21 protein-coding genes and 1 pseudogene are annotated in these 25,215 nt (G+C 58.1%); 9 read left to right on the top strand and 13 right to left on the bottom strand.

The window, feature by feature from the left end; all coding sequences use genetic code 11:
- Nucleotides 1–35: 35 nt before the first annotated feature.
- Nucleotides 36–1,259 carry a CaiB/BaiF CoA transferase family protein gene (locus RFER_RS13885; protein WP_041790754.1) on the bottom strand — a complete coding sequence of 408 codons (1,224 nt, stop codon included), beginning with the start codon at nt 1,257–1,259 and terminating at the stop codon, nt 36–38.
- Nucleotides 1,260–1,298: 39 nt separating this feature from the next.
- On the bottom strand, nt 1,299–2,216 hold the full coding sequence (locus RFER_RS13880) for an acyltransferase (RefSeq protein WP_011465023.1): 918 nt from the start codon (nt 2,214–2,216) through the stop codon (nt 1,299–1,301).
- A 134-nt stretch (nt 2,217–2,350) separates the two neighbouring features.
- Between RFER_RS13880 and RFER_RS13875 the strand changes: the two genes are divergently transcribed.
- The 3 genes from RFER_RS13875 to RFER_RS13865 all read left to right on the top strand — a co-directional run bounded on the left by RFER_RS13875 (nt 2,351) and on the right by RFER_RS13865 (nt 6,692).
- Nucleotides 2,351–3,475 (top strand): oxidoreductase, encoded by a 1,125-nt coding sequence (locus RFER_RS13875; protein ID WP_011465022.1) that lies wholly within the window; start codon nt 2,351–2,353, stop codon nt 3,473–3,475.
- A 161-nt stretch (nt 3,476–3,636) separates the two neighbouring features.
- Nucleotides 3,637–5,271 (top strand): sensor histidine kinase, encoded by a 1,635-nt coding sequence (locus tag RFER_RS13870; RefSeq protein WP_011465021.1) that lies wholly within the window; start codon nt 3,637–3,639, stop codon nt 5,269–5,271.
- Nucleotides 5,268–6,692 carry a sigma-54-dependent transcriptional regulator gene (locus RFER_RS13865; RefSeq protein WP_011465020.1) on the top strand — a complete coding sequence of 475 codons (1,425 nt, stop codon included), beginning with the start codon at nt 5,268–5,270 and terminating at the stop codon, nt 6,690–6,692. The genes RFER_RS13870 and RFER_RS13865 overlap by 4 nt, the downstream gene beginning before the upstream one ends.
- Nucleotides 6,693–6,736: 44 nt before the next feature.
- Here the strand turns inward: RFER_RS13865 and RFER_RS13860 are convergent, their stop codons facing one another.
- From RFER_RS13860 to RFER_RS13845, 4 genes are all read right to left on the bottom strand, one after another.
- Nucleotides 6,737–7,381, bottom strand: a complete 645-nt coding sequence (locus tag RFER_RS13860) for a cytochrome b/b6 domain-containing protein (protein ID WP_011465019.1) — start codon at nt 7,379–7,381, stop codon at nt 6,737–6,739.
- A 2-nt stretch (nt 7,382–7,383) separates the two neighbouring features.
- Nucleotides 7,384–8,739, bottom strand: coding sequence for a cytochrome c3 family protein (locus RFER_RS13855; protein ID WP_166485724.1), 1,356 nt, complete (start codon nt 8,737–8,739; stop codon nt 7,384–7,386).
- Nucleotides 8,740–8,875: 136 nt separating this feature from the next.
- Nucleotides 8,876–9,460: a response regulator gene (locus RFER_RS13850; protein ID WP_011465017.1), complete on the bottom strand. Its 585-nt coding sequence runs from the start codon at nt 9,458–9,460 to the stop codon at nt 8,876–8,878.
- A 79-nt stretch (nt 9,461–9,539) separates the two neighbouring features.
- The gene (locus tag RFER_RS13845; RefSeq protein ID WP_011465016.1) at nt 9,540–9,959 is read right to left on the bottom strand and encodes a response regulator; all 420 of its coding nucleotides are present in this window, start codon (nt 9,957–9,959) and stop codon (nt 9,540–9,542) included.
- Between the two features lie 588 nt (nt 9,960–10,547).
- Here RFER_RS13845 and RFER_RS13840 point away from each other — a divergent pair.
- From RFER_RS13840 to RFER_RS13830, 3 genes are all read left to right on the top strand, one after another.
- Complete coding sequence (locus RFER_RS13840) at nt 10,548–10,916, top strand: c-type cytochrome (RefSeq protein WP_011465015.1); 369 nt, start codon at nt 10,548–10,550, stop codon at nt 10,914–10,916.
- A 506-nt stretch (nt 10,917–11,422) separates the two neighbouring features.
- A complete protein-coding gene (locus RFER_RS13835; RefSeq protein ID WP_011465014.1) occupies nt 11,423–12,151 on the top strand; it encodes a response regulator in 729 nt (242 codons plus the stop codon).
- Nucleotides 12,152–12,314: 163 nt separating this feature from the next.
- On the top strand, nt 12,315–14,711 hold the full coding sequence (locus RFER_RS13830) for a YgiQ family radical SAM protein (RefSeq protein WP_011465013.1): 2,397 nt from the start codon (nt 12,315–12,317) through the stop codon (nt 14,709–14,711).
- Nucleotides 14,712–14,734: 23 nt separating this feature from the next.
- Here the strand turns inward: RFER_RS13830 and RFER_RS13825 are convergent, their stop codons facing one another.
- Both RFER_RS13825 and ompR read right to left on the bottom strand, forming a co-directional pair.
- Nucleotides 14,735–16,108: a sensor histidine kinase gene (locus tag RFER_RS13825; protein WP_049765750.1), complete on the bottom strand. Its 1,374-nt coding sequence runs from the start codon at nt 16,106–16,108 to the stop codon at nt 14,735–14,737.
- Nucleotides 16,109–16,155: 47 nt separating this feature from the next.
- Nucleotides 16,156–16,887, bottom strand: a complete 732-nt coding sequence (gene ompR, locus RFER_RS13820) for an osmolarity response regulator transcription factor OmpR (protein WP_011465011.1) — start codon at nt 16,885–16,887, stop codon at nt 16,156–16,158.
- A gap of 167 nt (nt 16,888–17,054) precedes the next feature.
- Here ompR and RFER_RS13815 point away from each other — a divergent pair, with 167 nt between their 5' ends.
- A complete protein-coding gene (locus tag RFER_RS13815) occupies nt 17,055–17,366 on the top strand; it encodes a hypothetical protein (RefSeq protein WP_011465010.1) in 312 nt (103 codons plus the stop codon).
- A 27-nt stretch (nt 17,367–17,393) separates the two neighbouring features.
- A complete protein-coding gene (locus RFER_RS13810; RefSeq protein WP_011465009.1) occupies nt 17,394–18,131 on the top strand; it encodes an SIMPL domain-containing protein in 738 nt (245 codons plus the stop codon).
- Nucleotides 18,132–18,174: 43 nt separating this feature from the next.
- On the opposite strand, the gene RFER_RS13805 is transcribed toward RFER_RS13810, so the two are convergent.
- Nucleotides 18,175–19,329: an iron-containing alcohol dehydrogenase gene (locus tag RFER_RS13805; RefSeq protein ID WP_011465008.1), complete on the bottom strand. Its 1,155-nt coding sequence runs from the start codon at nt 19,327–19,329 to the stop codon at nt 18,175–18,177.
- A 357-nt stretch (nt 19,330–19,686) separates the two neighbouring features.
- Here RFER_RS13805 and RFER_RS13800 point away from each other — a divergent pair, with 357 nt between their 5' ends.
- Nucleotides 19,687–22,161 carry a serine/threonine protein kinase gene (locus tag RFER_RS13800; protein WP_011465007.1) on the top strand — a complete coding sequence of 825 codons (2,475 nt, stop codon included), beginning with the start codon at nt 19,687–19,689 and terminating at the stop codon, nt 22,159–22,161.
- 20 nt (nt 22,162–22,181) lie between these two features.
- On the opposite strand, the gene RFER_RS13795 is transcribed toward RFER_RS13800, so the two are convergent.
- From RFER_RS13795 to ypfJ, 4 genes and pseudogenes are all read right to left on the bottom strand, one after another.
- A complete protein-coding gene (locus tag RFER_RS13795; RefSeq protein WP_011465006.1) occupies nt 22,182–23,498 on the bottom strand; it encodes a PQQ-dependent sugar dehydrogenase in 1,317 nt (438 codons plus the stop codon).
- Nucleotides 23,499–23,526: 28 nt separating this feature from the next.
- Nucleotides 23,527–23,684: pseudogene (locus RFER_RS23515) on the bottom strand (DUF3309 family protein).
- 240 nt (nt 23,685–23,924) lie between these two features.
- Nucleotides 23,925–24,080 carry a hypothetical protein gene (locus RFER_RS24140; protein ID WP_166485723.1) on the bottom strand — a complete coding sequence of 52 codons (156 nt, stop codon included), beginning with the start codon at nt 24,078–24,080 and terminating at the stop codon, nt 23,925–23,927.
- A 243-nt stretch (nt 24,081–24,323) separates the two neighbouring features.
- Complete coding sequence (gene ypfJ, locus RFER_RS13780; RefSeq protein WP_011465004.1) at nt 24,324–25,211, bottom strand: KPN_02809 family neutral zinc metallopeptidase; 888 nt, start codon at nt 25,209–25,211, stop codon at nt 24,324–24,326.
- Nucleotides 25,212–25,215 lie beyond the last annotated feature (4 nt).

Raw genomic sequence — 25,215 nt, 5'->3', positions numbered from 1 at the left:
GTCGCGCGTCGCGACTTCGTTGCCGTAAATCCGGGTTACGAAATCACTCTTTGGGGTCCAGCGGCCACAATGCCCTTGTCTTTCAGCGCCTGAATTTGCGCCGGCGTGAGACCGATCTCGCGCAGCACGGCATCGCTGTCCTGCCCCACTTGAAGCGGCGCGTGACGTCCATGACTGCCGGGTGTGCGCGAGAGCTTGGGGCAGATGCCGGGCACGGCCAGCGTGCTGCCATCATCCAGCCGTATTTCCTCGATCATGCCGCGTGCCCGGTAATGTGGGTCGCGTGCGATGTCGGCCACGGTGTAGATACGCCCGGCCGGCACGCCGGCGGCGTCGAGCGCTGCCAGCACCTCGTCGACGGTGTGTTGCTGCGCCCATTCACCAATCGCCGCATCAAGCTCGCCCACCCGGGCCACGCGGCCGATATTGTCTGCAAACGCCGGATCATGGCCCAAGTCGTCACGGCCAATGATCTTCATCAGACGTCTGAAAATGCTGTCGCCGTTGCCGGCGATCAAGGCGTAGCCACCGTCCCGGCAGGGATAGGCGTTGCTCGGTGCGATGCCGGGCAGCGCGCTGCCGCCAGGGCCGCGGACTTCGCCAAAGGCGCTGTACTCGGGCAGCAGGCTTTCCATGCAGTTGAATACCGCCTCGTACAGCGCCACATCAATCACCTGGCCTTGGCCCGAGCGCTGGCGTTCCTGCAAAGCCAGCAAGATGCCGATCACGCCGTGCAGCGCCGCCAGCGTGTCACCGATGCTCACGCCAACCCGCACCGGGACCCGTCCCGGCTCGGCCGTCAGGTGGCGCAGCCCGCCCATGGCCTCGGCCACCACGCCAAAGCCCGGCTTGTCGCGGTACGGGCCGCTCTGGCCGTAACCACTGATCCGCAGCATGATCAGGCGCGGATTGAGTGCCAGCAGTTCGTCGGGCCCCAAGCCCCAGGACTCCATCGCGCCAGGCCGGAAATTTTCAATCAATACATCGGCCTCCCGGACCAACTTGCGCACGATGTCTTGTGCCTGAGTTTGCCGGAGGTCCAGCGCCAGCGAACGCTTGCTGCGCGATTGCACTTGCCACCAGACCGAGGTACCGTTCTTGAGCAGACGCCACTTGCGCAAGGGGTCACCCGCGCCCGGAGGCTCGATCTTGACGACGTCGGCGCCAAAGTCCGCCAGCGTTTTTGCTGCAAAAGGGCCCGCAATGAGCTGTCCCAGTTCGATGACCTTGAGGCCCTGGAGTACTGCCGTGTAAGTCATGTGTGTCGGTTGTGAATCAGCCTGTTGAAACATGCTGGATTATGGAGGGCCTACACGCTGATTTGACCTGGAAATGAGCGCCTCAATCTGTGCATCCTTGTCGGCCCACATCTGCTGCGCCCATTGCTGGTACGCCTCGCGCACGGCCGGGTCACCGGCGTAATCCCCTTGCACCAGGTGTTGGGGAATTGGCAAGGAACGTACCCGAACAATGACGCGTTTAAGCTTGCCGGTTAGAAATTGCCAGAAAGCGGGGGCACCGTCCGGGTAAACAATGGTCACATCCAGAATGGCTTGAAACTTGTCACCCATGGCGTTCAGGGCCAGCGCCATGCCGCCGACCTTCGGTTTGAGCAGATGCTTGTAGGGTGACTGTTGCCGCTGGTGTTTGGCCGGTGTGAAGCGCGTGCCTTCCAGAAAATTCATCACGCTGGTGGGAATCAGGGCAAATTTCTCGCAGGCCTTGCGAGTGGTGGCCTGGTCTTTGCCACGCATCTCGGGATGTTTTTTCAGGAACTCCTCACTGTGACGGCGCATGAACGGGAACTCCAGCGCCCACCACGCCAGCCCCATCACCGGCACCCAGATCAGTTGCTGTTTGAGAAAAAACTTGAGCAGCGGGATGCGCCGGTTAAACAAGTGCTGCAACACCAGAATGTCGACCCAGGACTGGTGGTTGCAGTTGACCAGGTACCAGCTACGGTAGTTGAGACCCTCAACACCCTGCACATCCCAACTGGTGCGTTGGGTCAGCCGCATCCAGCCGCTGTTGCCGGCAATCCAGGTTTCGGCGATGTGCAAAAGAAGCGGGTCGATCAACAAACGCACGGCTTTGATCGGGAGGAGCAGCTTCACACAAGAAAAAAGCAGCAGGACTGGGACCCAGAACAGCGCGTTGAGCGCCAGCAACAGGCTGGCGATCAGGCCCACCAAGGGTGCGGGTAAGAAATTAAGCATCAGTTGCTTTCAAGCAAGACATAGCTTGACGATAGCTCATTTTGGGTGCCTTCGGAACGTGGGTGTTTCTGCTGAACGCCCGGCTCGAATGACAGTGAAAGTGCCGTGCGTGTGTTTTCGAGGATGATGACGACATGAATGAATCAACAATTGCCACAAATCCTGCCAGCGCCGTCGCCGCACCGCTGCAAGTTGCCTTGATTGGTTATGGTAACGCGGGCCGAATTTTTCATGCGCCGTTGATCTCGGGTGTACCGGGTTTGCATTTGGCCTGCATCTGCTCCAACAAGCCCGAGGCCGTGCACGCTGACTGGCCACTGGTGCGCGTGGTGGCGACACCCGAGGCGGTGTTTGCTGATCCCGGCATTGACGTGGTCGTGGTTGCCACCCCCAACGCCAGCCACCATGCCCTGGCCAAAGCCGCCTTGCAGGCGGGCAAGCATGTGGTGGTGGACAAACCCTGCTGCGTCACGCTGGCCGAGACAGATGATTTGCTGGCCACCGCCCAAGCCGAAAACCGGATGTTGACCGTGTTTCAGAATCGCCGCTTTGACTCTGATTTTCTGGCGCTGCAACAAGTACTGGCCAGCGGCCAACTGGGACGAGTGGTGCAAGTGGAGTCGCACTTTGACCGCTATCGCCCCACTGTGCCAGCGCGCTGGCGCGAGCAAAGTCTGCCCGGCTCGGGTCTGTGGTTTGACCTCGGGCCGCATCTGGTGGATCAGGCGCTGGCCTTGTGGGGCGTGCCTGATGCGCTGTGCTTGGACCTGGCTTGCCTGCGCGATGGTGCCCAAGTGAACGACTGGTTTCATGCCGTCTTGCACTACGACACGCGCCACGGTGGTTTGCGCGTGATTTTGCACGCCAGCACGCTGGTCGCTGAATTGGGCCCACGCTGGGCGGTGCACGGCACTCAGGGCAGTTTCACCAAATTTGGGCTGGATACTCAAGAAGACGCACTTAAGGCCGGGCGTCACCCGCAAATGGACGCGCTGCACGATTGGGGGCAAGACCCGCAGGCGGGCGAAGTCTTGCGGTTTGACATGATCGCCGGGGTGGCATCTCCGGTCTCGGTGCGTCGTGCAGCACCCAACCCGTGCGGCAACTACCTGGCCTATTACGCGCAGTTGCGCGACCACCTGTGCGGCTTGACCCCCGAGCCACCGGTGACCGCCCGAGACGTGCGCGCCGTCATGCAGCTGCTTACCTTGGGTGAGCAAAGCGCGGCGCAAGGGCGGGTTGTCGCGGTGCCGGTTTGAAGTTGACGCGCCCGTTGCTGCACTTGAGCCGGACGGCGAGCGAAGAAATCTCAAAAATCGCCATAACTTGCCATCGCGGATGAAGTGGAACTTGATTCTGATCACTTTGAGGCCATGAAGGCGATGTCATAATGAATTTGCCGCTTATTCAGATATGGTAAATGCGTTCAATAAGTCTCAGGGTCAAAATCAGCCTGTATCTGTTCATCGTTCTTTCAGCGGTGGCGGTCCTGTTCACACTGGTTTTCGTTGAACACCGGGAGGAAGAACTGCAGAGTGAGATTTCCCGGCATGTCACACAAATTTCCGACGTGATTATCGCGAGTACCCGTAGTTCGATGTTGGTGAACGAGCGTGACATTGCTGGCAAGATCATTGAGGACATTGGCAAGCAAAAAGGCATTGAACGTGTCCGGGTGATCGATAAAGATGGCACGATCATTCATTCAAACCGGACATCAGAGGTTGGCTATTCGGTCGAACAACAGGACGAACCTTGTGTTCAATGCCATAAGACCAGTACACCACTGGAGCAAGTCTCAGACGACAAGCGGTGGAAAGTCATTGAGATGCCGGGGGGGCACCGAGTTCTCGGTACCATGCAAGCAATACGCAACGAGCCTTCGTGTTCATCTGCGTCCTGCCACGAACATTCTGCCAGTCAGTCGGTGCTTGGCATAGTGGATGTTGCCTATTCTCTCGATGAGATCGACCAGTCGAGAAAGACGCATACCATTCACATGATTGGCATGGCAGCTGGGTTCATTCTTATTTTCGCTGTCAGCATCGGCGTTTTGCTGCAGCGCTTTATCTATGTGCCTTTGAAAGACATGGATTCCGGCGCCAAGCAGATCGCCGCTGGCCGCCTTGATCAGAATATTCCGGTGCGCAGCGATGACGAATTCGGCCGCGTCGCGGCATCTTTTAATCATATGACTGAAGCACTGAAAGCATCAAGGTCAGAGATGCAGGACATGTTGCATACCCTGGAATCCAAAGTCACAGAACGAACCCGGGAACTGCTGGCTGCCAAGGCCGAGGTTGCGCAGGGGGAAAAGCTGGCCTCTATCGGTGTGCTGGCGTCTGGCATTGCTCATGAATTGAATAATCCGCTCACCGGCGTGCTGACCTTTACCTCCCTGATGCGCAAAAAAGCGGCCGATGGCAGTGAGGATGCTGCGGACTTGGACCTGGTGATCCGCGAGACCAAACGGTGTGCCAGCATCATCAGGCGGCTTCTCGATTTCGCAAGGGAAAAAGTGCCGGTGAAGGGGTTTTTCAACCTGAATCTGGTGATTGAAGACACCGTGCGTTTTGTTGAACGGCCAGCATCCTTGCAGCAGATCGAGATCACAACTGCTCTTGATCCTGCGTTACCCCAGGTATGGGGTGACGCCGATCTGATCAAGCAGGTTATCTTGAATTTGCTTGTCAATGCCCAGCAAGCCATCGAGGGCAAGGGCAACATTAAGGTCGCAAGTCGCCTCTATCCCGGCATGGCCTCTGACAAACCTGGCGTTGATACCCTTCCGATGGTTGAAATAAGCGTGACGGACACCGGTTGCGGTATTCCGCCAGCCAACCTGGAGCGTATTTTCGATCCATTTTTTACCTCGAAAGAGGTGGGCAAGGGAACGGGGCTGGGCTTGTCCGTCAGTTATGGCATTGTCAAAGCCCATGGAGGCAAGATCAATGTCGAGAGCGTGGTTGGAGAAGGAACTACTTTTTACGTCCTTCTGCCTATAACGTCTCCTTTTGATGAAACCGAATCCCAGGCCGCGGAGATTACCCCATGAGTGCCAGAATATTAGTTGTTGACGACGAAGAGATTGTTATAAGAAGTTGCGTGCGCATACTCAACGATGACCTGTATACCGTGGACTCTGCCCCGGGCGGCTTTGAGGCCTTGAAAAAAGTCGATGAGACAGCCTACGATATTCTCATTCTCGACGTCATGATGCCCAAGATGGACGGTCTTGAGGTCTTGCAACACGTGAAGGAAAGGCATCCGGAGATCGACGTCATCATGATGACCGGGTTGTCCGAGATTCAAACGGCTGTCAAGGCCATGAAGCTGGGTGCATTTGACTACCTGTCAAAGCCCTTCGATCCAGATGAACTCAAGCTTGTTGTCAATCGCGCCCTGGAGCGGCGGCAACTGATGCAAGAGAATCGCAAGCTCAAGACCGAAGTCAGCTCAAAATATCGTTTTGAGAACATCATCGGCTCGAGTCCGCCGATGCAGGCAGTCTTTGGCCTGATCGCCAAGTGTGCGCCGACAAACAGCACCGTGCTGATCACCGGAGAAAGTGGCACCGGCAAGGAAATGATTGCGCGCGCTATTCATTACAACAGCTTGCGCAAGGATCAGCCATTTGTCACCGTTGACTGCAACACGCTGAGTGAGAACCTCCTGGAGAGTGAATTGTTCGGGCACACCAAGGGATCCTTTACCGGGGCCGTGGCCAACAAACGCGGCATGTTCGATGTCGCCAACAATGGCACACTGTTCCTCGACGAATTCGGCAATATCCCGCTGTCAACCCAAGCCAAATTGTTGCGGGTGATTCAGGAGCGTGAGTTCAGGCCGGTTGGCACGACCACCAACCAGAAGACCAATGTCCGGCTCATTACCGCGACCAACAAGGATCTCAAGGCGATGGTGGCTGAAGGAACGTTCCGTGAGGATCTTTACTACCGCATCAACGTCTTCCCAATTCACTCGCCAGCCTTGCGCGAGCGCCGTGACGATATCCCCGCGCTGGCCTTTCACTTCCTGAAGATTTTTTGCAGTGAACTGGGAAAGCCCGTGTCAGAGATTTCGGAAGGAGCGATGAGTCTGCTGATGAACTATGGCTGGCCAGGTAATGTGCGCGAACTTGAAAACACCATGCAGCGGGCAGTGATCCTGTCGTCTGACGGCATCATCCGTCAGGCGCATCTGGCTAGCATAATTGACAATTCTCCCCGGCTCGATCTTGACGTGCCTCGTACCAGCGATGAACTCAAGAGAATTAAAAAAATCGCCAGAGAAAAATCGGTTGAGGAAGTTGAGAAGCTGTTCGTCCAGGAAACACTAAAAAGAAACGCGTCGAACGTGACCCGCAGTGCTGAAGAAACCGGTATGCAGCGCACCAATTTTCAGGCCTTGATGAAGAAGTACAACATTCGGGTCCGGGATACCGAATACGACGACGGCGAACCCGAACCCATTTGATTTGATGCGCCGAGGTGAGGCGCGCAAGGCCTGACTGTCGGTCCTCAGGAAGAGGTGCCGTGTTTCGGTTCTTCTTCAATTTCCTCGTAACCGGTGATCATGGCTTTGAAGTGTGCCGACGGCGTGTGGCCAAGGCTCGCCAAATAGACATGCACAATGATAAATCCGCTAAACAGGATGAATAACAGAACGTGCACGGTATCGACTACCCGCACGCCACCAAACATCTCCACCATGGCAGAAAATCGCGACACATCCCAAAGCAGCACGCCGGTAAAAAACTGCAGGGGTACGAGCAACATCATGATGATCTGGTACATCATGCTCTGCAAAGCATTGAATTTTCGATAGGCGCTAGGGTGATGTGGATTGGGGTCACCCTTGAAGATGCCGTAACCATAGAACTGCATTTGCCGGAAGCTGGCGCGAAAATACTTCATCGGACTTAACTCGGGGTGATAGACCTTGATCTTGTCTGTGAAAAGATAAAAGCCTAGCCACACAAAGAAATTGGCGATCAGCACAAAGCCAATCCAGTTGTGAGCGACCACCGCCGTTCTGAATGACACCAGCTGGATCAAGTCGAGGTACCGGATCTGGAGGCCGGTGGCAATCAACAGGACGAAACCGAAGGCATTGGTCCAGTGCCAGATCCTGACCGGTAGCGGATTGATATAAAGCTTTTGCATGGTTAACTCCTGCTATTTTTTGAGGCGTCATCATCGGTGCGACGATGGTGGGTTGAATCTTGACCATCGGTCTCAGATCGTGCGGCAATCCTCTCGGCTGCCAGTTTCTCCCGCACGCTTTTGAATAGTCGCTTGATGGTCATGTGCCCAATCGGCACACTGACAGCGCCCAGCATGACCATGATCAGCAAAGTGTCCAACAACTTGATCCGCGTGCTGCCGATAGCGTAGAAACCACGCACGGACTCGGTGGCCAGCAATGAGGTCAATACCTCTTGCTGGACCACATGGCGAATCGGTCGACCGTCTGGTCCGGCGATCGTCAGTGTGACGCTCTGAAAAGGTTCCGCCCCTTTTTGATGGCAGGTCTTGCAGTCTCTGATGGCCTTTGATTTCTCGCTCAGCTGATGTGCATCAACACCCGATAGCACCTCCAGGCGGCCGCGTAAGACTGTTTTCCCTTCACCGCCGTCCTGGTTGAATTCCTTCAGCAAGCTCCATAGGGCCCGCTCATTCAAACCCAGATCCTTGGTGTCAGCAGCCTGCGTCCGTTTCTCAAACTGCGGCACCCCTGCTTTTTCAGAGATTTGCTTCATGGCAACATTGTCATAAAGCCTGAGATTTACCCTGCGCTGCGCAGTCGGTGCATGACAAACCGGGCACGAGATCGCCTCAAAGTGGCGCGAGGCATTGGGCAACCAGTCTTTATGCTGGTCGACTGCATTTTCATGGCAGGAAAGACAGGCGTCCTTGACACCGCTGCCCAAGGACGCCGCCTGGACATTGTGGGCTTTGTGGCAATCGGCACAAAGAGGGGCAGTTTTGCCATTGGCAATGCGCGCCAGTCCATGCACGTCCTTGGCATAGGCCTTAAAGATATTCTCGTGGCAGTTCGCACAGGGAGTTGCTGTGATCGGCTCGACGGTCTTTGTGGAGCGAACCGTATGCGGATTGTGGCAATCCGAACAAAGCGGCGCCTCTTTGCTGCCATCTTTGATCAGTGCCGCGTGGACACTGTCTTCATACTGCGTGAAGTTCTTTTTGTGGCACGCCCGGCAAGACTCGCGCATGCTGAGGGTGAAGTCCCGCTTGCTCTTGATGGGTGTTATTTTTTTGCCGTGAGTCTTGGCATCAATGTCCGAGTGGCAGTCCTCGCAACTGGTTTCCTTATGCATCGACTCGACATAGGCTTTGGTGGAAATGGCAAGGGAAAGAATTTCTCCGTTTTCAAGCTTCTTCCCCGGCTCAACTTTGTCATGACAACTCAAGCATGCCAGTTCCTCTTTGGCCAATTCACTTCCTTCGGCGCGAGCCTGCGGCCCAGCAAAAGAAAGCACTACCCCGAACAGGCCAAGCAAGATCAAACTCTTTGCGTGTGACAGCAGATGCCTATTGGTCAATGTGCACAGTGCATTCATGGGAATTTTCCTCTTTTTTTTGAAGTCTATCGCCTGCAACTATCGGCGCAGACGGTCTTCCTTGGTGGTGTTCACTTTACTCCGGACGGGACTTCTTCATCAAGGCCTGCGCTCCCATCCAGACCAGCATGCCGGTGCCAACGAGTGGAAGCATGACTGCATAGGCCAAGCCGATGAACGGCGCCGCCAGAAACAGGGCGATGTTCCTGAAGTTGCTCTTTTCCTCCAGCACTTCGATCTGCGACTGTTCGACCGGGCTCGCTTGCAGCGTTGGAACGACGGTCAGCGCGGGTTGGAGCAGCGCATGTGCGGCGCTTTCTTCAATCATCTCCGGTGACAGCGGCTTGCGCATGAAGTCCGACACGCCCGCTGCCTTGGCTCTCACCTCGTTTTCAGCGGTGCCGTAGCCGGTGATGATGACCACGGGTGTCCAGGGCCGACTGGCCTTGACGTGTTCGGCCAACTCGACGCCGTCCATGCCGGGCATCTTGATGTCCGTGAAAACAAGGTCGTACTCTTGCTCGTGCAGTTTTTCCAGCGCTTCGGCGGCATTCTCGGCGGTGATGACCACATATCCTTTGTCCTGAGAAAGCACCCGGTTGAAGCTCTTGCCAACCACAGGATCGTCATCCACAACCAAAATTTTACGCAGTGCACTCATGATATTTCTCCTTTGAAAAACTGGCCTGGACAGCGAAATTGCTACCAGCCCTGAACTTGAATCCTTGCCTTACTGATCTCTACCGCATTGCCGCACATTGCGCAGGCTGGTCGCAACGCAAGGCCCATCTTTTATGCAACATGGCGCCATTGGCAGCGTTGATGACATCGTCCGGACCAACCGGCTTGGCGAGATAGCCATAGGCGCCCAGCGTTACCGCAGCCTTGGCAGATTCAACGGCTGGATACCCCGTGATGATGATCACCTCACTCTCGGGCCATTTTTGTTTGATGGTCTTGAGAACAGTCATGCCATCCATTCCAGGCATACGCAAATCGAGCAAAACAACATCGAATGGCTGTTGGCTCATCATCTGCAATGCATCTTTGCCGTCTGCTACAACGTCCACTTTGCAGTGTTGTCCTGACAAGGTTCTGAGATAACTGAGCCGCACGACTTCTTCGTCGTCCACCACCAGAATTTTGGTTTTTGCAATCATTTCGACCACCTCTCAGTTCTTGCTTCCTTCCACGAAGCAAATCCTGTGCCAGGTTGGTTCTAATTGATATTTATGTTTAATATCAACAAGTTGGGTTTGCATGCACGTGCTGGAGCGGAAGCTTAAAAGCGCCCTGCCGGCACTCCCAAGTACAAATTCGATATACCTTTGAAGAGGAAAAAAATAACAAATGCGCACTGAATCAACAAGATGCGACGTTTAAGTCGCAATATTTATTTTGTACAGCCATAAGAAATTCGACCCTCTCAGGCCGTTTGGCGGGTGGGTCGGCCCGTGGTCAGGGCCGCATCGGGGGCCGAATTCGGTTTTGTAGCTACCGGCTTGACCCAGATCAGAATCGGTTCATATTCTGCGCAAGTGCGCCATGAATCAGCGCAAGATAACAACGTTTCTGTCTATCAGATTGGTTTGACTTACAGACTTTTTACGGGTCAGGTTATGTGTGGACCGTGCAGCGGATTCCGTTTTTGTCAGGGCGGGTCCGGTGAGGTGGAGTTACCCCGACGGACAGATTCTTGACGATTCCAATAGCAATAATCTTCCGTGAACTGACGTGAGCGGAATTACATGGAAAACATCGCAATGAAACTTTCGATTCCCCAAAAACTAGTTACCCTTTCGGTCCTGGGCGTCGCGGCAGCAGCATTTTCCGGCGCGTCCTACGCCGCAGTCGATGCCGATGCGGCCGTGGCATTGGCCAAGAAAAGTGATTGTCTGAAATGCCACGCCATAGACAAGGACAAGAAAGCGTCCTCTTTCAAGAAGATTGCCGAGAAATGGAAAGGCAAGCCTGACGCCGAAGCCAAGTTGACCGACGCCCTGACCAAGGCGCCAAAGGTCAAACAGAAAGACGGAACAGAAGAGGAGCACAAGATCATCGCGACCAAGGACGCGGGTGAGATCAAAAATGTTATCGGCTGGATTCTTTCTCAGTAAGGGAATCGCAGGCTGATTGTTGGCCAGCGAAGCGTCAGGCCGTAGGCGCCATGCCTACGGCCTGACGCGCTTCAAATCAGCCATGAACTTGCGCAGTGCCAGCGAAATCAGCTCGATGGCGGCCGCGTCGTCAGGGAAGATCCTCGTGTTTTGAGTATCTTTCGTCAACTCGCATTCAGACACTCAAGGGCATGGGTCATGCAGCCCATTCAGTTGGTGTCGCCTCAGCCCTGGCATCCGCTGTACAAAAAAATTTGTGCCCTCCAAAACCCAGCAACCCTTTGATTTGAATCGTTTTTTTGTGCCTTGCCAGGATTGCGAGCAAAGCCACTGCATGAAAACGGTGTACTTGGGCGTCCTGCTGCGACGATCAAATTCCCCCATGGCTTCATTAATCAACAGCTAAGTGATTGATAAGTAATGATTTTTTAAAAAATTCAGCAGTTGGCATGACCTATGCTTAGAGAAAGGCAGACCGTTAACAATTTCACTGAAGGAGAAATATCATGGGTGCACTGCGTAAAGTTCTGGTCGTGGATGACGATGCTGTGGTCGGCAAGAGTTTCAAACGGGTTCTGTCCGACAAAGGCTATATCGTTACCACCGCTGAAAATGCTCATGAAGCGCTAAAGCAAATTCGTGAGCAAGAGTTCGATGTCGTTTTCACCGACATCAAGATGCCCGGCATGGACGGCGTCGAGTTGGCCGAACACGTCAAGGCCAGTCGGCCCTGGACACCCGTGGTCATCATCACCGGCTACGGCACCGCTGAAAACGAAGTGAGAGCCAAGGCAGCGGGCGTGTCGGACTTCATGCGCAAGCCGCTGTCACCGGAGATGATTGAAGAAAGCGCCGCACATGCGCTGCTCCAACCCGCGCTGACCATCGTTCCAACGCTGCAAGCGAGCCCGGTCGAACAGTCGCAGGTCGAAGTGCTGGAGGAAAAGAGCAACTTCAGGAACATCGCCCTGTTTCTGGCGGCGCCGTTCATCGGCTTGGCCTATGCAGTATTTCTGCCTTTGGTCGGTCTGGCGATGCTGGCCTGGATAGGGGGCAAGGCGCTGCTTCAAACACAAGCCGCAAAAAAGACGCCGGCCTATCTGAGAAACGTGGCTCTGTTCGCCTTTGCCCCGTTTATTGGTCTGGCCTACGCGATCATGCTGCCCTTCGTCGGAACGGCCATGCTGGTCTGGGTTGGCGCGAAGGCTTTGATGGAAACAAAGCAAACAGCGTAAACGAGCACTCGGACCCGGTAAGGGTCATTCAAAGCGCCCTGCGTCATGGACTTGGGGCGTTTTTTTGGTGTTCGGCAGGGCACCGGTGCCACAAGTACCCATGCCACCCGCTCTGATGGGCGCCAAACCTTACACTCGGTCCCTTCCCATTGTTTGAGTTTTCATGAACGCCCTCGTTGACGTCTCTTTTTTTCCGCGTGCCGCCAAGCCACTGACCAGTTACCGCAAGTTCTGGGCGGCGCGCTTTGGCGTTGCCAAATTTTTGCCGATGAGCCGCGAGGAGATGAACCAACTGGGTTGGGACAGTTGCGACATCATCCTCGTGACGGGCGATGCCTATGTGGATCATCCCAGCTTTGGCATGGCGGTGATTGGCCGCATGTTGGAAGCCCAGGGTTTCAGGGTCGGCATCATCGCACAGCCCGACTGGCAAAGCGCGGAACCGTTCAAGGCTTTGGGCAAGCCCAATCTGTTTTGGGGTGTGACGGCGGGCAACATGGACTCCATGATCAACCGCTACACGGCGGACCGAAAAATCCGCAGTGATGACGCCTACACGCCCGGCGACGTCGGCGGCAAGCGGCCCGACCGCGCCGCGATTGTCTACAGCCAGCGCTGCCGGGAAGCCTTCAAGGAGGTGCCGATTGTGCTCGGCGGCATTGAAGGCAGTCTGCGCCGCATTGCCCACTACGATTATTGGTCGGACAAGGTGCGCCGCTCGATCGTGGTTGATGCCAAGTGCGACCTGCTGCTGTATGGCAACGCCGAGCGCGCACTGGTCGAGATTGCGCACCGCTTGGCCGCACGTGAGCCGGTCGAGAAAATCACTGACGTGCGCGGCACCGCTTTTGTGCGCCGTTCGGATGACGCCTCAAACACCGGCTGGTTTGAGATTGATTCGACCAGCGTGGACGAGCCGGGACGGGTCGAGTCTCAGGTCAACCCCTACCTGACGACTTCGGAGCAGGCGGCGGGGCAGGGCGGCTCCTGCGCCAAAGAGGATGGAAACAAAGATGCTATTAAAACAATAGCCGTTAGCGATTGTTCCACGGGGGCTACAGGCCAATTAGGCTTAAATAATGAAGCAGGTCCCGTGATCCACCCGTTGACTTTTATGCCCAATCCCAGCTTGTCAACCGGCTTGGGCAAGCTCAAGGTGCCTCCGCGGGACCGCTCGGTGATCCGCCTGCCGAGTTACGAGCAGGTTAAAAGCGACCCGGTGCTGTATGCCCACGCCAACCGCGTGCTGCACCTGGAAACCAACCCCGGCAACGCCCGCGCGCTGGTGCAGGCGCATGGTGTGGGCGCCACTGCGCGCGATGTCTGGATCACCCCGCCGCCGATTCCTTTGAGCACCGCCGAGATGGATTTCGTCTTTGACCTGCCTTACGCGCGCAGCCCGCATCCCAGCTACGCCGATGCGCAGGGCAGCCATGACGGCAGCACCAAAATCCCGGCCTGGGAGATGATTCGCTTCAGCATCAACATCATGCGCGGCTGCTTTGGCGGCTGCACCTTCTGCAGCATTACCGAACACGAAGGCCGCATCATCCAGAGCCGATCGGAAGACTCGGTGATCCGCGAGATTGAGGATGTGCGCGACAAGGTGAAGGGCTTTACCGGCACGATCTCAGACCTGGGCGGCCCCACGGCCAATATGTACCGGCTGGGCTGCAAGAGCCCCGAGATTGAAGCGGCATGCCGCAAACCCAGTTGTGTCTATCCTGGCATTTGCCAAAACCTGAGCACCAGCCACGACCCGCTGATCCAGATTTACCGGCGCGGGCGGGCGCTTAAAGGCATCAAGAAAATCCTGATTGGCTCCGGCGTGCGTTACGACCTGGCGGTGCAAAGCCCGGAGTACGTGAAAGAGCTGGTACAGCACCACGTCGGCGGTTACCTCAAGATTGCCCCCGAGCACACTGAGGCAGGTCCGCTGACCAAGATGATGAAGCCCGGCATTGGCACCTATGACAAGTTCAAGACGCTGTTTGACAAGTTCACCCTGGAAGCCGGCAAGAAACAGTTTTTGATACCGTATTTCATCGCTGCCCATCCCGGCACCAGCGATGAAGACATGATGAACCTGGCGCTGTGGCTGAAGAAAAACGGTTTCCGTGCCGATCAGGTGCAGACCTTCTACCCCAGCCCCATGGCAACCGCCACGGCCATGTACCACACCGGCAGGAACCCGCTGCGCAAGATCACCCACGACAGTGAGACGGTGGACATCGTGCGGGGTGAAAAACGCCGCCGTCTGCACAAAGCGTTTTTGCGCTACCACGACGCCAACAACTGGCCGCTGTTACGCGAAGCGCTCAAGGCCATGGGGCGCGCTGACTTGATTGGCAATGGCAAGCATCACCTGATACCGACGTTTCAGCCGCTGCTGGATGGCAGCTATGCCAGCGCACGGCACAAAAATGCGACCGCTACCGGGGGGGCTGCACTGGCCAGCAAGGTGCAGCCTGGGCGATTGCTGACCCAGCACACCGGCTTGCCCCCGCGCGATACGGGTTCTGGGCGCTTGGGTGGCAATGCAGCAAGAAAAGCACGATAGCGATCTTGCCCGAAGGACCGTGCTCAGGCTTTGGGTGCGCGTTGCAACCTGATGTTGGCCGCCAGTCCACCTGAGGATGCATTACTCAATATAAAAGTGCCGCCCATACGCGAAATCGTTTTCTCGACAATTGCCAGCCCCAGCCCCAGCCCGGCGCCGTTGGCGGCAGTGCGGGCAGTCTCGCCTCTGTAAAACGGTGTGGTCAGGGTGGTCAACTGCTCGTTGGAGACCCCGGTTCCGTGATCGCGCAAGCGCAACAGCACCCATTGATCGCGTGCCTTGGCGACAATGTCCACCACCGCCACGCCGGTCGCCACGGACTTGCCATAGCGGGCGGCGTTTTCCAGCAGATTGGTGAACACGCGGCCCAGTTCCACTTCATCAGCGAGCACAGTCAAGTCTTCAGGCACATCCAGGCTGATGCGCATATCGGTGCGGTGGCGGGTGCTGTACAGACAGGTATCGAAGACTTCGCGCAGTGAGACCGGGCTCAGGTCGACGCTGCCAGGCCGGGCGTAATCAAGGAACTTGCCGATGATCGCGTCAAGTTGCGCGATGTCAGCGGACATATTGGCCTGCGCCTCGACGTCAACCACGCTCAATTCAGTTTCCAGTCGCAGACGCGCCAGCGGCGTGCGCAGGTCGTGTGAGATGCCGGCCAGCATGACGGCGCGATCCTGCTCGATTTTGGCCAGCATCTGCGTCATCCGGTTAAAGCCGATGTTGACGGCCCGGATCTCGCTGGTGGCCACGCCTTCATCCAGCGAACTGGCCTCGAAATCACCCTCGCGTACCCGGCTGGCGGCAAACGACAGTTGTTTGAGTGGTCGGTTGATGAAGCGGGCAATCAGGGCCGCTCCGGCCAGCGACAGGGCGCCCGCCGTCATCAACCAAATCAACCAGGTACGCCCGGTGGTGCGGTTGAATCGGGCCCGGTCGGTCAGCATCCAGTAGCGGTCTTCATCAATGGTGAAACCGACCCATAGCCCCTCTTCCTTGTTGACGCTGTTGGCCACCACCGTGCCGGGTCCGAGCTTGGACTGGAGTTCCTCCGCAATGCGCTGGCTCAGCGCATCGGTGTCAAAAGGTTCGAAAACGTCGCCGGGTTCGCGCGGCACAATGCGCACGCCTTCCTGCTCCTTCATGGTTTTGATCAAGGACACGCGGTTGATGGCGTCGGAGTGAATCAGTGCGGCCCGGCTCAAATTGACCAGCGATGCCATCTGCTGCGCCGTCTGGATGGCGCGTGGCTCGAATTCGAGCGCCCGCAGCGTTTGCAGCCAGGCCAGAATGCTGCCTACGAGCAGCAGGGCCAGCAAAAAGAAAGTGCGCCAGAAGAGGCTCAAGGGCACCCGCGAGCGCGTGCGGCGCTCGGTTGGGCCGGCCTCCAGTGGCATCAGGCCACTGTTGTCCTGGGGCGTGACCGGCGCGTCAGCGAAAGTGTTCAAGCCGCACCATCAGGGACGAAAACGTAGCCCACACCCCAGACGGTCTGGATGTAGCGTGGCGCGGCGGCGTCCACCTCAACCAGTTTGCGCAAGCGCGACACCTGCACGTCCAGACTGCGGTCAAAGGGTTCAAACTCGCGGCCACGCGCCAACTGCGCCAGTTTTTCGCGCGACAGCGGCTGGCGCGGATGGCGCACCAGCGCCTTGAGCATGGCGAATTCGCCGGTGGTCAGAGGCTGGTCCTCGTCGTCTTTGCGCAGTGTGCGAGCCCCCAGGTCAAAGGTAAACGGCCCAAAAGTCACGACCGCGCTGTCACTGGCGGGCGAACCGGGCGCCTCCTGGGTCGGGCGTCGTCGCAGCACAGCGTGGATGCGCGCCAGCAGTTCGCGTGGATTGAATGGCTTGCCCAGGTAGTCGTCGGCGCCAACTTCCAGGCCAACAATACGGTCCACATCCTCACCTTTGGCTGTCAGCATGATGATGGGGGTGCGGTCATTGGCGGCACGCAGGCGTCGGCAGATCGACAGGCCGTCCTCGCCGGGCATCATCAGGTCCAATACGATCAGGTCCACCGGTTCACGCACCAGCAGGCGGGTGAGCGACTTGCCGTCTTCGGCCTGCAACACGTCAAACCCCTCTTGTGTCAGATACCGGCGCAGCAGGTCACGGATGCGGACATCGTCATCACAGATTAATATTTTGTCGTTCCGGCTGGGTACTTGGCTCATCTGGGCCTCCTTGAATTTGTAACAAAGCCGATTTTGGCAGGCTAAGCAACGGGAATGACGGAATTTTCGCGCATCATTGACACGATGTTACAAATGTTGCCTCAGCGGGTGTTGCGACTGTCTAACAGTGTATTCGCGAGCAGCCGATTTGGCGTTATGGTTTGTCCATGAAGCATTCTCATTTCTTTTTCCTGTTTCTGTCTGCCGCTGCGGTGGGCGCCTGGGCGCAGTCTGCTGCGCCCAGGCGGGAAGAGGCCTCCATGCAGTTGCAGCCTGATTTGCGACGCTCCGAGTTGCGCGAGGCGCTGAAGCGGTCACAGACACTTCAGGCGCAGGAGAGTAGCCCCTTGGTCGACGCAGAAGCCCTGGAGCCGCGCGGAATCTATGATCGGCGCTTGTCAGCGCAGGAGCGTGCCGATCTGCGCGAGCAGTTGCGTCAGCAGAGCTTCGATGGCCTGCTCAACGTGACCAGCAAATAATACTGAATCATTGTCTGGGACTGCCAAATGGCGTGTCGATGTCTGGAGGGTATTCGTTTGAAAAAAACTATTAAATTAGTAGCAGCTTGCATAGTATTGACGGGGGCCAGCAGCCTATTTGCTCAACAAAACTTGCCGCCTGCGGTGCAGAACGTGGTGCAGCTCTTGGCCACCGGTTCGGTTGAGGTGCCGCAAGATCTGTTGTCGATTGCCATGAGCACCACCCGCGACGGCAGTGATGCCAGTGCGGTACAAAGCCAGCTCAAGAGCGCGCTTGACGCCGCCCTGGTCGAGGCGAAGAAGACGGCACAGCCGGGCCAGCTTGATGCGCGTACCGGCAACTTCAGCCTTTATCCGCGCTACGGGCGGGACGGCAAGCCGATCGGCTGGCAGGGTACTGCCGAGTTGATTCTGGAGGGGCGCGACTTTGCACGCATCAGCAGTGCCGCCGGCAAGATACAGACCTTGACCGTGAGCAATGTCAGTTTCGGCCTGAGCCGCGAGCAGCGCACCCGGGTCGAGTCCGATGCGCAAGGCATTGCCATTGAACATTTCAAAGCCCGCGCCAGCGACATTGCCCGCGGTTTTGGTTTTACCGGCTACACCCTGCGCGAAGTCAACGTCAGCGCAAATGACCAGGGCTATATCCCGCGCCCCCGGATGATGGCCATGGAGGCCAAGGCGGTGGCGGATGCACCGGTTCCGGTGGAAGCCGGCAAGACCGCGGTGCTGGTGACGGTATCGGGGTCGGTGCAGCTGAAATAGGCCGCTTGGCACGCGTCCTGTCCCCCAGCGCACCACATACCGTTCAGTAGGCGGCCTGGTACATGGCCAGCGCGTCATCAAAGCTCACATCGCGCGGGTTGTTCACCAGCAGGCGCTGGACGTTCATGGCGTCGCGCGCCAGCATCGGCAGGTCATCCTGCTTGACGCCTGCATCACGCAGGCTTTGGGCGTAGGGCATGGCCGCCACGCGCGCGCTGATGGCCGCCACGAAGCTGGCTGCCGCTTCGCTGTCGCCAGCAGCAGCCAGTTCCGGCAGGATGGCGCGGCCCAGCTCGGCATAGAGGCCTTGCGCCGCAGCAAGATTGAACCTCAGCACCGCCACGAAGACCAGGGAATTTGTCAAGCCGTGCGGCAGGCCATAGTGACCACCAAGCGGATAGGCCAGCGCGTGCACGGCACCTACGGGTGCGTTGGCGAAGGCCATGCCGGCGAATAAGGAGCCGAGCAACATGTTCTCGCGCACGGTCGGGTCCTTGCCGTCGTTCACTGCCGCTGGCAGGTTGGCATAGAGCAGTTGCAGCGCCTTGATTGCCAGCGCGTCGGAGAGCGGGTTTTTCTTCAAGCGGGTGGAGAAGGATTCGATTGCATGCACCATGGCATCGACGCCGGTCATGGCCGTCACAGTGGGTGGCAGCCCCAGCGTGAGGCGGCTGTCGAGCAGTGCCACGTCCGGGTAGAGCAGCGGCGAGACCACGCCCTTCTTTTCATGGCTGGGGGTGGTGAGGATGGAAATCGGCGTGACTTCGGAACCGGTGCCTGCAGTGGTCGGCACCTGGATCAGTGGCAGGCGCGGGCCGCGCGCCAGGCCGATGCCGTAGATGTCGGGCAGCGCCTGCGGCGTGCATGCCAGTAGGGCGACGAGTTTTGCCGTATCAAGCGAGCTGCCGCCACCGAAGCCAAGGACGCCGTCGGCGCCCGCGGCACGCGCGGCGTCCACTGCAGCCTGCACACTGAGCTCGGGTGGGTCGGCCAGAACGTCGGAAAAGACGGTTGCCGCGACACCAGCGGCGGTCAATGAGGCCAGGGCACCGTCGATGAGTTTGGCCTTGATCAGACCCGCGTCGGTAACCAGAAAGAGTCGGGAAATGCCCATGCCTTTGGCGATCTCGCCCAGACGATTGGCTCCGCCCTGTTCACAAATGATTCTGGGGGCGGTTTCAAAACTGAATTGCGACATGATGAATCCTGTTAAAAAAGTATTGTTGTAAAACCGCCGTCACCTCACTGTGCACATCCCCTTTTTTTGCAGTTGCAAACCCTGCGACTCCAGGGTGGTTGGTCAAGGGTTCCAGCTGATAGCGCCGCGCGTCAAGGCAAGAGCGTCGACGCGAGCACCGACAGGATCAGGTAGCGTCGAACAATGCTCTTTTTAATGACCATGGTTGTTCTGGGAATGTGCTGCAATGCAGCGGGTTTGCACTTTAACGCAAACGCCTGGTTCATTGTTGTGCCGGAGCAAGACCAGCCGATGGCGTCAGTGTCATACTTGCTGCCACGATTTGATTTTTTGCATATTTTTTCTGTTCATTGATCCATGGTTGATTTTTCACCGTTGAAGACCATCCGCAAGCTGGCGCCTGGCCTGTCTGCGCCAGCTCAGCCCGCCATGCTGGGGCGGTTTGAGCTGCGCTGCATCCTGGGCCGGGGGGCGCAGTCGACGGTCTGGCTGGCGTTTGATCCGCGCCTGGAGCGTGACGTCGCGATCAAGCTCATGAAAATCGGCGCCGGCTCGGATGCGTCGGCCCTTGCCCAGTGGCTGCAGGAGGCGCGCAGTGTGAGCCGCCTGACGCACCCCAACATCGTGCCGGTTTTTGAAGCTGACGTACAGGATCAGCAGCCTTATCTGGTGTTCGAGTATGTGCCGGGGCAAACGCTGGCCGACCGGCTGGCCAAACAGGGTGCCATGCTGCCGACTGAGGCCGTGGCCTTGATGCTGGGCGTGCTGGATGCTCTGGTGGTGGCCCATGCCGCCGGTGTGATACACCGCGATTTGAAGCCGTCCAATATTGTGATCGACCCAACCGGGCGCGCGCGGGTGATGGATTTTGGCATTGCCGCACGCATACAGGAGGAGGGTGGCAACAGCGCCGAGGTGCCAACGGGCGGCACGCCGGGCTATATGTCGCCCGAGGCGGCGCAAAACTTGCCGCCCACGCCGTTGATGGATATTTTTTCGGCCGGCATGGTGCTGGCCGAAATGCTATCGGGTCAGCCGCTCAATGCTGAACGCGATCCCTATCGTGCGATTTACCGGGTGCTGCACGAGCAGTTCACGCTGTCGCCCGACTTGAGTGGCGATGTTGACGATCAGCTGCGTGCGGTGGTCATGCGGGCGCTGGCGCGTGATCCTTTGCAACGTTATTCCAGCGCGCAGGTGTTTCGTGACGAGTTGGCCAACTGGTCGGGTGTGGCAGCGGCCAAAGCCGGACAGAACACCGGGGCGGGCGCTGCCAGCAACAACAGCACGCTGGCGTTTTTGTTGCGGCGCATGCGCCACAAGAGCGATTTTCCGGCGCTGTCGGATGCGGTGCTGCGCATCCAGAACATGGCAAGTTCAGAAAAAGAGAGCATCAACAGTGTCACCAATGAAATCCTGAAGGACGTGGCCCTGACCAACAAACTGCTGCGTTTGGTCAACAGCGCGCATTACGCCCGCGGCAGCAGCATCGGCACGGTGTCACGGGCGGTCAGCCTGGTGGGTTTTAACGGCATTCGCAACATGGCGCTTAGCCTGGTGCTGTTGGAACACATGCAGGACAAAGCCCATGCCCATGTGCTGAGAGAAGAATTTTTGCGTTCCCTGATGGCCGGCTCGATCGCCAGCGAGCTTTGCCCGGGGATGCAGGGCACCGAGGAAGCTTTTCTTGGCGCCATGTTTCATAACCTGGGGCGCTTGCTGGCCGCGTTTTACTTTCCGGAAGAAGCGCGCACCATACGCGGCCTTACCGAAACCAGCCACCAGCCGGTCAGCGAAACCACCGCGTCCGTCAGCGTGCTGGGTTTGAGTTTTGAGGCGCTGGGTGTCGGGGTCGCCAAAGCCTGGGGTTTGCCCGAGGACCTGCAGCGCTGCATGCACAAGCCCAGCGGCGAGCCACCCACGCGCACGCTGCTGGACGGGGTGGAACGTCAGCGTTGGCTGGCCCTGGCCGCCAATGACATGGCCGACGTGATGCTGCACGCCGATCCTCAGGCGGTCGACGGGCAACTGGCGCAGCTCGGCAAGCGCTATGCCCGAGCCCTGGGTGTGAGCAGCAGCGAGGTGCAGGTGGCCACAATCGTGGCACGCAAAAAATTGATCGAGATGGCCAGTGTCATGGACATCAAGGTGCTGCCCGGCTCGGCTGCCGCCAAACTGCTGAAGGCGCCCGCAGAGCCTGACGGCCCGCACCCGAATTCAGGCGACGAAGCGTCCGACTCGCTGTATCCGATGGCCTTGCAAGCCACCCAGGCGGTCCTTGCGCAAGCGAACGAAGTTGAGGCGCGCGATACCCAACAAGTAGCGCAAATTCTGGCGGCGGGCATTCAAGACATCACCAACACGCTGGTGGAGGACTTCCAACTGAGTGATGTCTTGCGCATGATCCTGGAAACCATGTTCCGGGCCATGGGCTTTCAGCGCATCATCTTCTGCATGCGTGATCCAAAAACCGAGATACTGTCTGGTCGCTTTGGTTTGGGACAGGGTGTCGAGCACCTGGTCAAACAATTTAACGTGTCGCTCAAAACGACGCCGCCCGATCTGTTTGCAGTGGTGTGCAGCAAGGGCATTGACACCATGATCCGGGACGCAAGCGAAGCGACCATCACCTCTCGTCTGCCCGCCTGGTATCGTGAACTGTTCAACGCGCCGACCTTCTTGCTGTTGCCGGTGAACATCAAGGGCCGACCCTTTGGCTTGATTTACGCTGACAAAGCAGACAAGGGCGGGCTGGTGCTCGATGAGAAAGAGCTGGCCTTGCTCAGAACGCTGCGCAATCAGGCCATCATGGCGTTCCGCCAGTCCACCTGAAATTTGAGCATTTTTGACGGCTAATGCTCTGCGCTCACACGCCAGACCACATTGCCCACATCATCGGCCACCAGCAGTGCGCCCTGCCTGTCAAGCGCCACACCCACGGGGCGGCCGAAGGCAGTGCCTTGCTCACTGAGGAAGCCCGTCAGCACGTCAATCGGTGCACCGACGGGCTGGCCGCTTTCAAAGGGTACAAATATCACCTTGTAGCCGCTGTGGGGCCGGCGGTTCCATGAGCCGTGCTGGCCGATGAACATGCCTTTGGAAAAGGCTGGCGGCAGCGTGGTACCGACCGAGGACGCCAATCCCAAGGGGGCGGTGTGCGGCCCCAAGGCGTAGTCCGGTGCAATCGCCGTGGCGACCAGATCGGGCCGCTGTGGTGTCACCCGCTCATCGAGGTGTTGGCCGAAGTAGCTGTAAGGCCAACCGTAGAAGGCGCCGTCGCGCACCGAGGTCATGTAGTCGGGAACCAGGTCGCTGCCAAGCTCGTCGCGCTCGTTCACCACCGTCCACAACGCGCCGCTGTGAGGCTCCCATGCCAGTCCATTCGGGTTACGCAGGCCGGATGCAAAGATCCGGTGCGCACCACTCTTGATGTCCACCTCCCAGATGGCGGCGCGCTCCGTCTCTACCGCCATGCCTCGCTCAGCCACGTTGCTGTTCGAGCCCACGGTGACGTAGAGCTTGCTGCCGTCCGGGCTGGCGATGAGGTTCTTGGTCCAGTGGTGGTTGATCGGACCCGCAGGCAAGTCGATCAGCTTGTCGCCAGGCACGCTGATGCGTGTGTCGCCGGCTGTGTATGCAAAGCGCAGCACCGCGTCGGAGGTAGCCACGTAAAGCGCGTTGCCCACCAGCGCCATGCCAAAAGGTGAGTTCAGCCCCTCCAGCAGCGCCGAGCGCTGGTCCGCTACCCCGTCGCCATCGGTATCGCGCAGCAGGGTGATGCGGTTGGCGCTGAGCACAGCCGCTCCGGCCCGCTTCATCACCAAGCCGGTCAGCCAAGCCTTGATGCCCTTGGCGTCTTCGGGCTTGGGCGGGGCATTGGTCTCAGCCACCAGCACATCCCCGTTAGGTAGTACAAAAAGCCAGCGCGGGTGATCAAGGCCGCTGGCGAACGCGTTCACGCGCGTACCCGGTGCCGCCTGTGGCTTCCCGCCAGACGGCCAGCCCTTGGCGGGCGCGATGTTCACCGTTGGAATCAGCGTGTGCCGTGGCGGTGGCAACTTGGGCTCTGGCCCGATGCCGGCCGATAGTGGCAGCGTGGCCACCTCACCGCAGGCGGCGAGTGCCAATACCATCGCGCCAATCAGCGCGGAGCTTGAGCGCGTTCGCATCAACCAGTCCGTCAGGCAAGATGACCTGTCACAGACGCCCCATTAACAGCAGCACAATGATGATGACCACCACCAGACCCAGCGCACCGCTGGGTCCGTAGCCCCACTCCTGCTGTGCGGCCAGGTTGGCATAACCCCAACCAGCATCAGGATCAGAATGATGAGAAGTATGGTTCCGAGGCCCATGGCTTTCTCCTTGATGTGTTGTGAAAGCAATCATGACGCGCTGTACCCGCAAACGATGTCAGACGAACAACTGAGCTGATGTAGGGAAAAGCATATTCTGGTGTCGGTAGTTAGCAGTCAATTTGAGAAAGAACTGGCCTTGCTCAGAACACTGCGCAATCAGGCCATCGCGGCGGCCCGCCAGTCCGCCTGAATCATTGGGGGTGGTACGCGTATCCCATTCCGCAGGATAATCTGCTGTCAAATGTCAAATGTCAAATGTAGTGGAGCAAAGTCAAAGAAGTGAGGGGCGCCCATGTTGAATTTTTTCAGGAATTCAAAAGTTGCAGTGAACAGACCAACGCAGACAGAAGCACTCAACAAGACTTCATCGACAGCCAAGGAGAGGCGACTCATACCGCGGCCTCTCCCACTTCCTGAAGTGGTTGAAGGCAACGAGGAGTCTGATTGGTCCTTGTGGCAGGAATCCGTTGCGTTTCATGACAGTCAGATGCAAGCCGCGTGGCCTGCTACGGTGCCCGACCAGCTGCATGAAGCCACGCCCAGCACAGAGTCAACAGCCATTGACCCTTTTGCTTCGGTTCACAAAAATTCCACATAGCTACTGGCCCCCATGGGCCTCAATGAGCCATTTTGTGTTTACAGACTTCGGGCGCTGAAGGTGTCACAGGCCTGAATGCTGCCGTTCTTGAGCCCCGCATCAAACCAGCGCTGGCGCTGGGCGCTGGTGCCGTGGGTAAAGCTCTCGGGCACCACGGCGCCACCGCCGGAACGCTGCAAAGCGTCGTCGCCAATTTTGGCCGCTGCGTTCATGGCTTCTTCCACGTCGCCCTGCTCCAGAATCTGGCGCGCGCTCTGGGCGTGGTTGGCCCACACGCCAGCAAAGCAGTCGGCCTGCAACTCAAGCTTCACGCTCAAGATGTTGTAGTTGGCCGTGCTAACGCGTCCACGCATCTGGTCCATCCTGGCACTGATGCCGAGCAGGTTTTGCACATGGTGGCCCACCTCGTGGGCAATCACATAGGCTTGGGCAAAATCACCGGGTGCACCAAGCCTGTTTTTCAGAGTTTCGTAAAAACCGAGGTCGATGTACACCCTCTGATCGCCAGGGCAGTAGAAAGGCCCCATTGCCGCCTGTCCCTGACCGCAGGCGGTTTGCGTCGCACCGCGAAACAGCACCAGTCGGGGTTCCTGATAGGTGCCGCCGCTCTTGGCAAAAACGTCTTTCCAGACGTCCTCGGTGTCGGCCAGCACCGTGGACACAAAGGCGGCCATGCGGTCATCGGCCGGTGGCTTTTGTGCGGGTGTCTGTTGCTGTACCTGGGCCGACGGTGAGCCGCCACCCCCGCTCAAAAGGCTCAGGACGGTGAGCGGGTTGATGCCAAAAATCCAGCTGGCCAGCAGCGCCACCACGACGGTGCCAATGCCGATGCTGCGCCCGCCCAGCAGGCCGCCCCCAAAACCACTGCCGCCCTCATTGCGCCGGTCTTCGACGTTGTCAGACTCTCGATTGCCTTCCCATTTCATGATG

Source organism: Rhodoferax ferrireducens T118, assembly GCF_000013605.1.
Classification (GTDB): Bacteria; Pseudomonadota; Gammaproteobacteria; order Burkholderiales; family Burkholderiaceae_C; genus Rhodoferax; species Rhodoferax ferrireducens.
The sequence above is the reverse complement of the archived record's forward strand: the minus strand, read 5'-3'. Positions and strand labels throughout refer to the sequence as shown.

Excerpts from the sequence above, each read along its gene's own strand:
- RFER_RS13885 (WP_041790754.1), bottom strand. The coding sequence starts at position 1,259 with ATGACTTACACGGCAGTACTCCAGGGCCTCAAGGTCATCGAACTGGGA.
- RFER_RS13880 (WP_011465023.1), bottom strand. The coding sequence starts at position 2,216 with ATGCTTAATTTCTTACCCGCACCCTTGGTGGGCCTGATCGCCAGCCTG.
- RFER_RS13875 (WP_011465022.1), top strand. The coding sequence starts at position 2,351 with ATGAATGAATCAACAATTGCCACAAATCCTGCCAGCGCCGTCGCCGCA.
- RFER_RS13870 (WP_011465021.1), top strand. The coding sequence starts at position 3,637 with ATGCGTTCAATAAGTCTCAGGGTCAAAATCAGCCTGTATCTGTTCATC.
- RFER_RS13865 (WP_011465020.1), top strand. The coding sequence starts at position 5,268 with ATGAGTGCCAGAATATTAGTTGTTGACGACGAAGAGATTGTTATAAGA.
- RFER_RS13860 (WP_011465019.1), bottom strand. The coding sequence starts at position 7,381 with ATGCAAAAGCTTTATATCAATCCGCTACCGGTCAGGATCTGGCACTGG.
- RFER_RS13850 (WP_011465017.1), bottom strand. The coding sequence starts at position 9,460 with ATGAGTGCACTGCGTAAAATTTTGGTTGTGGATGACGATCCTGTGGTT.
- RFER_RS13845 (WP_011465016.1), bottom strand. The coding sequence starts at position 9,959 with ATGATTGCAAAAACCAAAATTCTGGTGGTGGACGACGAAGAAGTCGTG.
- RFER_RS13840 (WP_011465015.1), top strand. The coding sequence starts at position 10,548 with ATGGAAAACATCGCAATGAAACTTTCGATTCCCCAAAAACTAGTTACC.
- RFER_RS13835 (WP_011465014.1), top strand. The coding sequence starts at position 11,423 with ATGGGTGCACTGCGTAAAGTTCTGGTCGTGGATGACGATGCTGTGGTC.
- RFER_RS13830 (WP_011465013.1), top strand. The coding sequence starts at position 12,315 with ATGAACGCCCTCGTTGACGTCTCTTTTTTTCCGCGTGCCGCCAAGCCA.
- RFER_RS13825 (WP_049765750.1), bottom strand. The coding sequence starts at position 16,108 with ATGCCACTGGAGGCCGGCCCAACCGAGCGCCGCACGCGCTCGCGGGTG.
- ompR (WP_011465011.1), bottom strand. The coding sequence starts at position 16,887 with ATGAGCCAAGTACCCAGCCGGAACGACAAAATATTAATCTGTGATGAC.
- RFER_RS13815 (WP_011465010.1), top strand. The coding sequence starts at position 17,055 with ATGAAGCATTCTCATTTCTTTTTCCTGTTTCTGTCTGCCGCTGCGGTG.
- RFER_RS13810 (WP_011465009.1), top strand. The coding sequence starts at position 17,394 with ATGGCGTGTCGATGTCTGGAGGGTATTCGTTTGAAAAAAACTATTAAA.
- RFER_RS13805 (WP_011465008.1), bottom strand. The coding sequence starts at position 19,329 with ATGTCGCAATTCAGTTTTGAAACCGCCCCCAGAATCATTTGTGAACAG.
- RFER_RS13800 (WP_011465007.1), top strand. The coding sequence starts at position 19,687 with ATGGTTGATTTTTCACCGTTGAAGACCATCCGCAAGCTGGCGCCTGGC.
- RFER_RS13795 (WP_011465006.1), bottom strand. The coding sequence starts at position 23,498 with ATGCGAACGCGCTCAAGCTCCGCGCTGATTGGCGCGATGGTATTGGCA.
- RFER_RS24140 (WP_166485723.1), bottom strand. The coding sequence starts at position 24,080 with ATGAGTCGCCTCTCCTTGGCTGTCGATGAAGTCTTGTTGAGTGCTTCT.
- ypfJ (WP_011465004.1), bottom strand. The coding sequence starts at position 25,211 with ATGAAATGGGAAGGCAATCGAGAGTCTGACAACGTCGAAGACCGGCGC.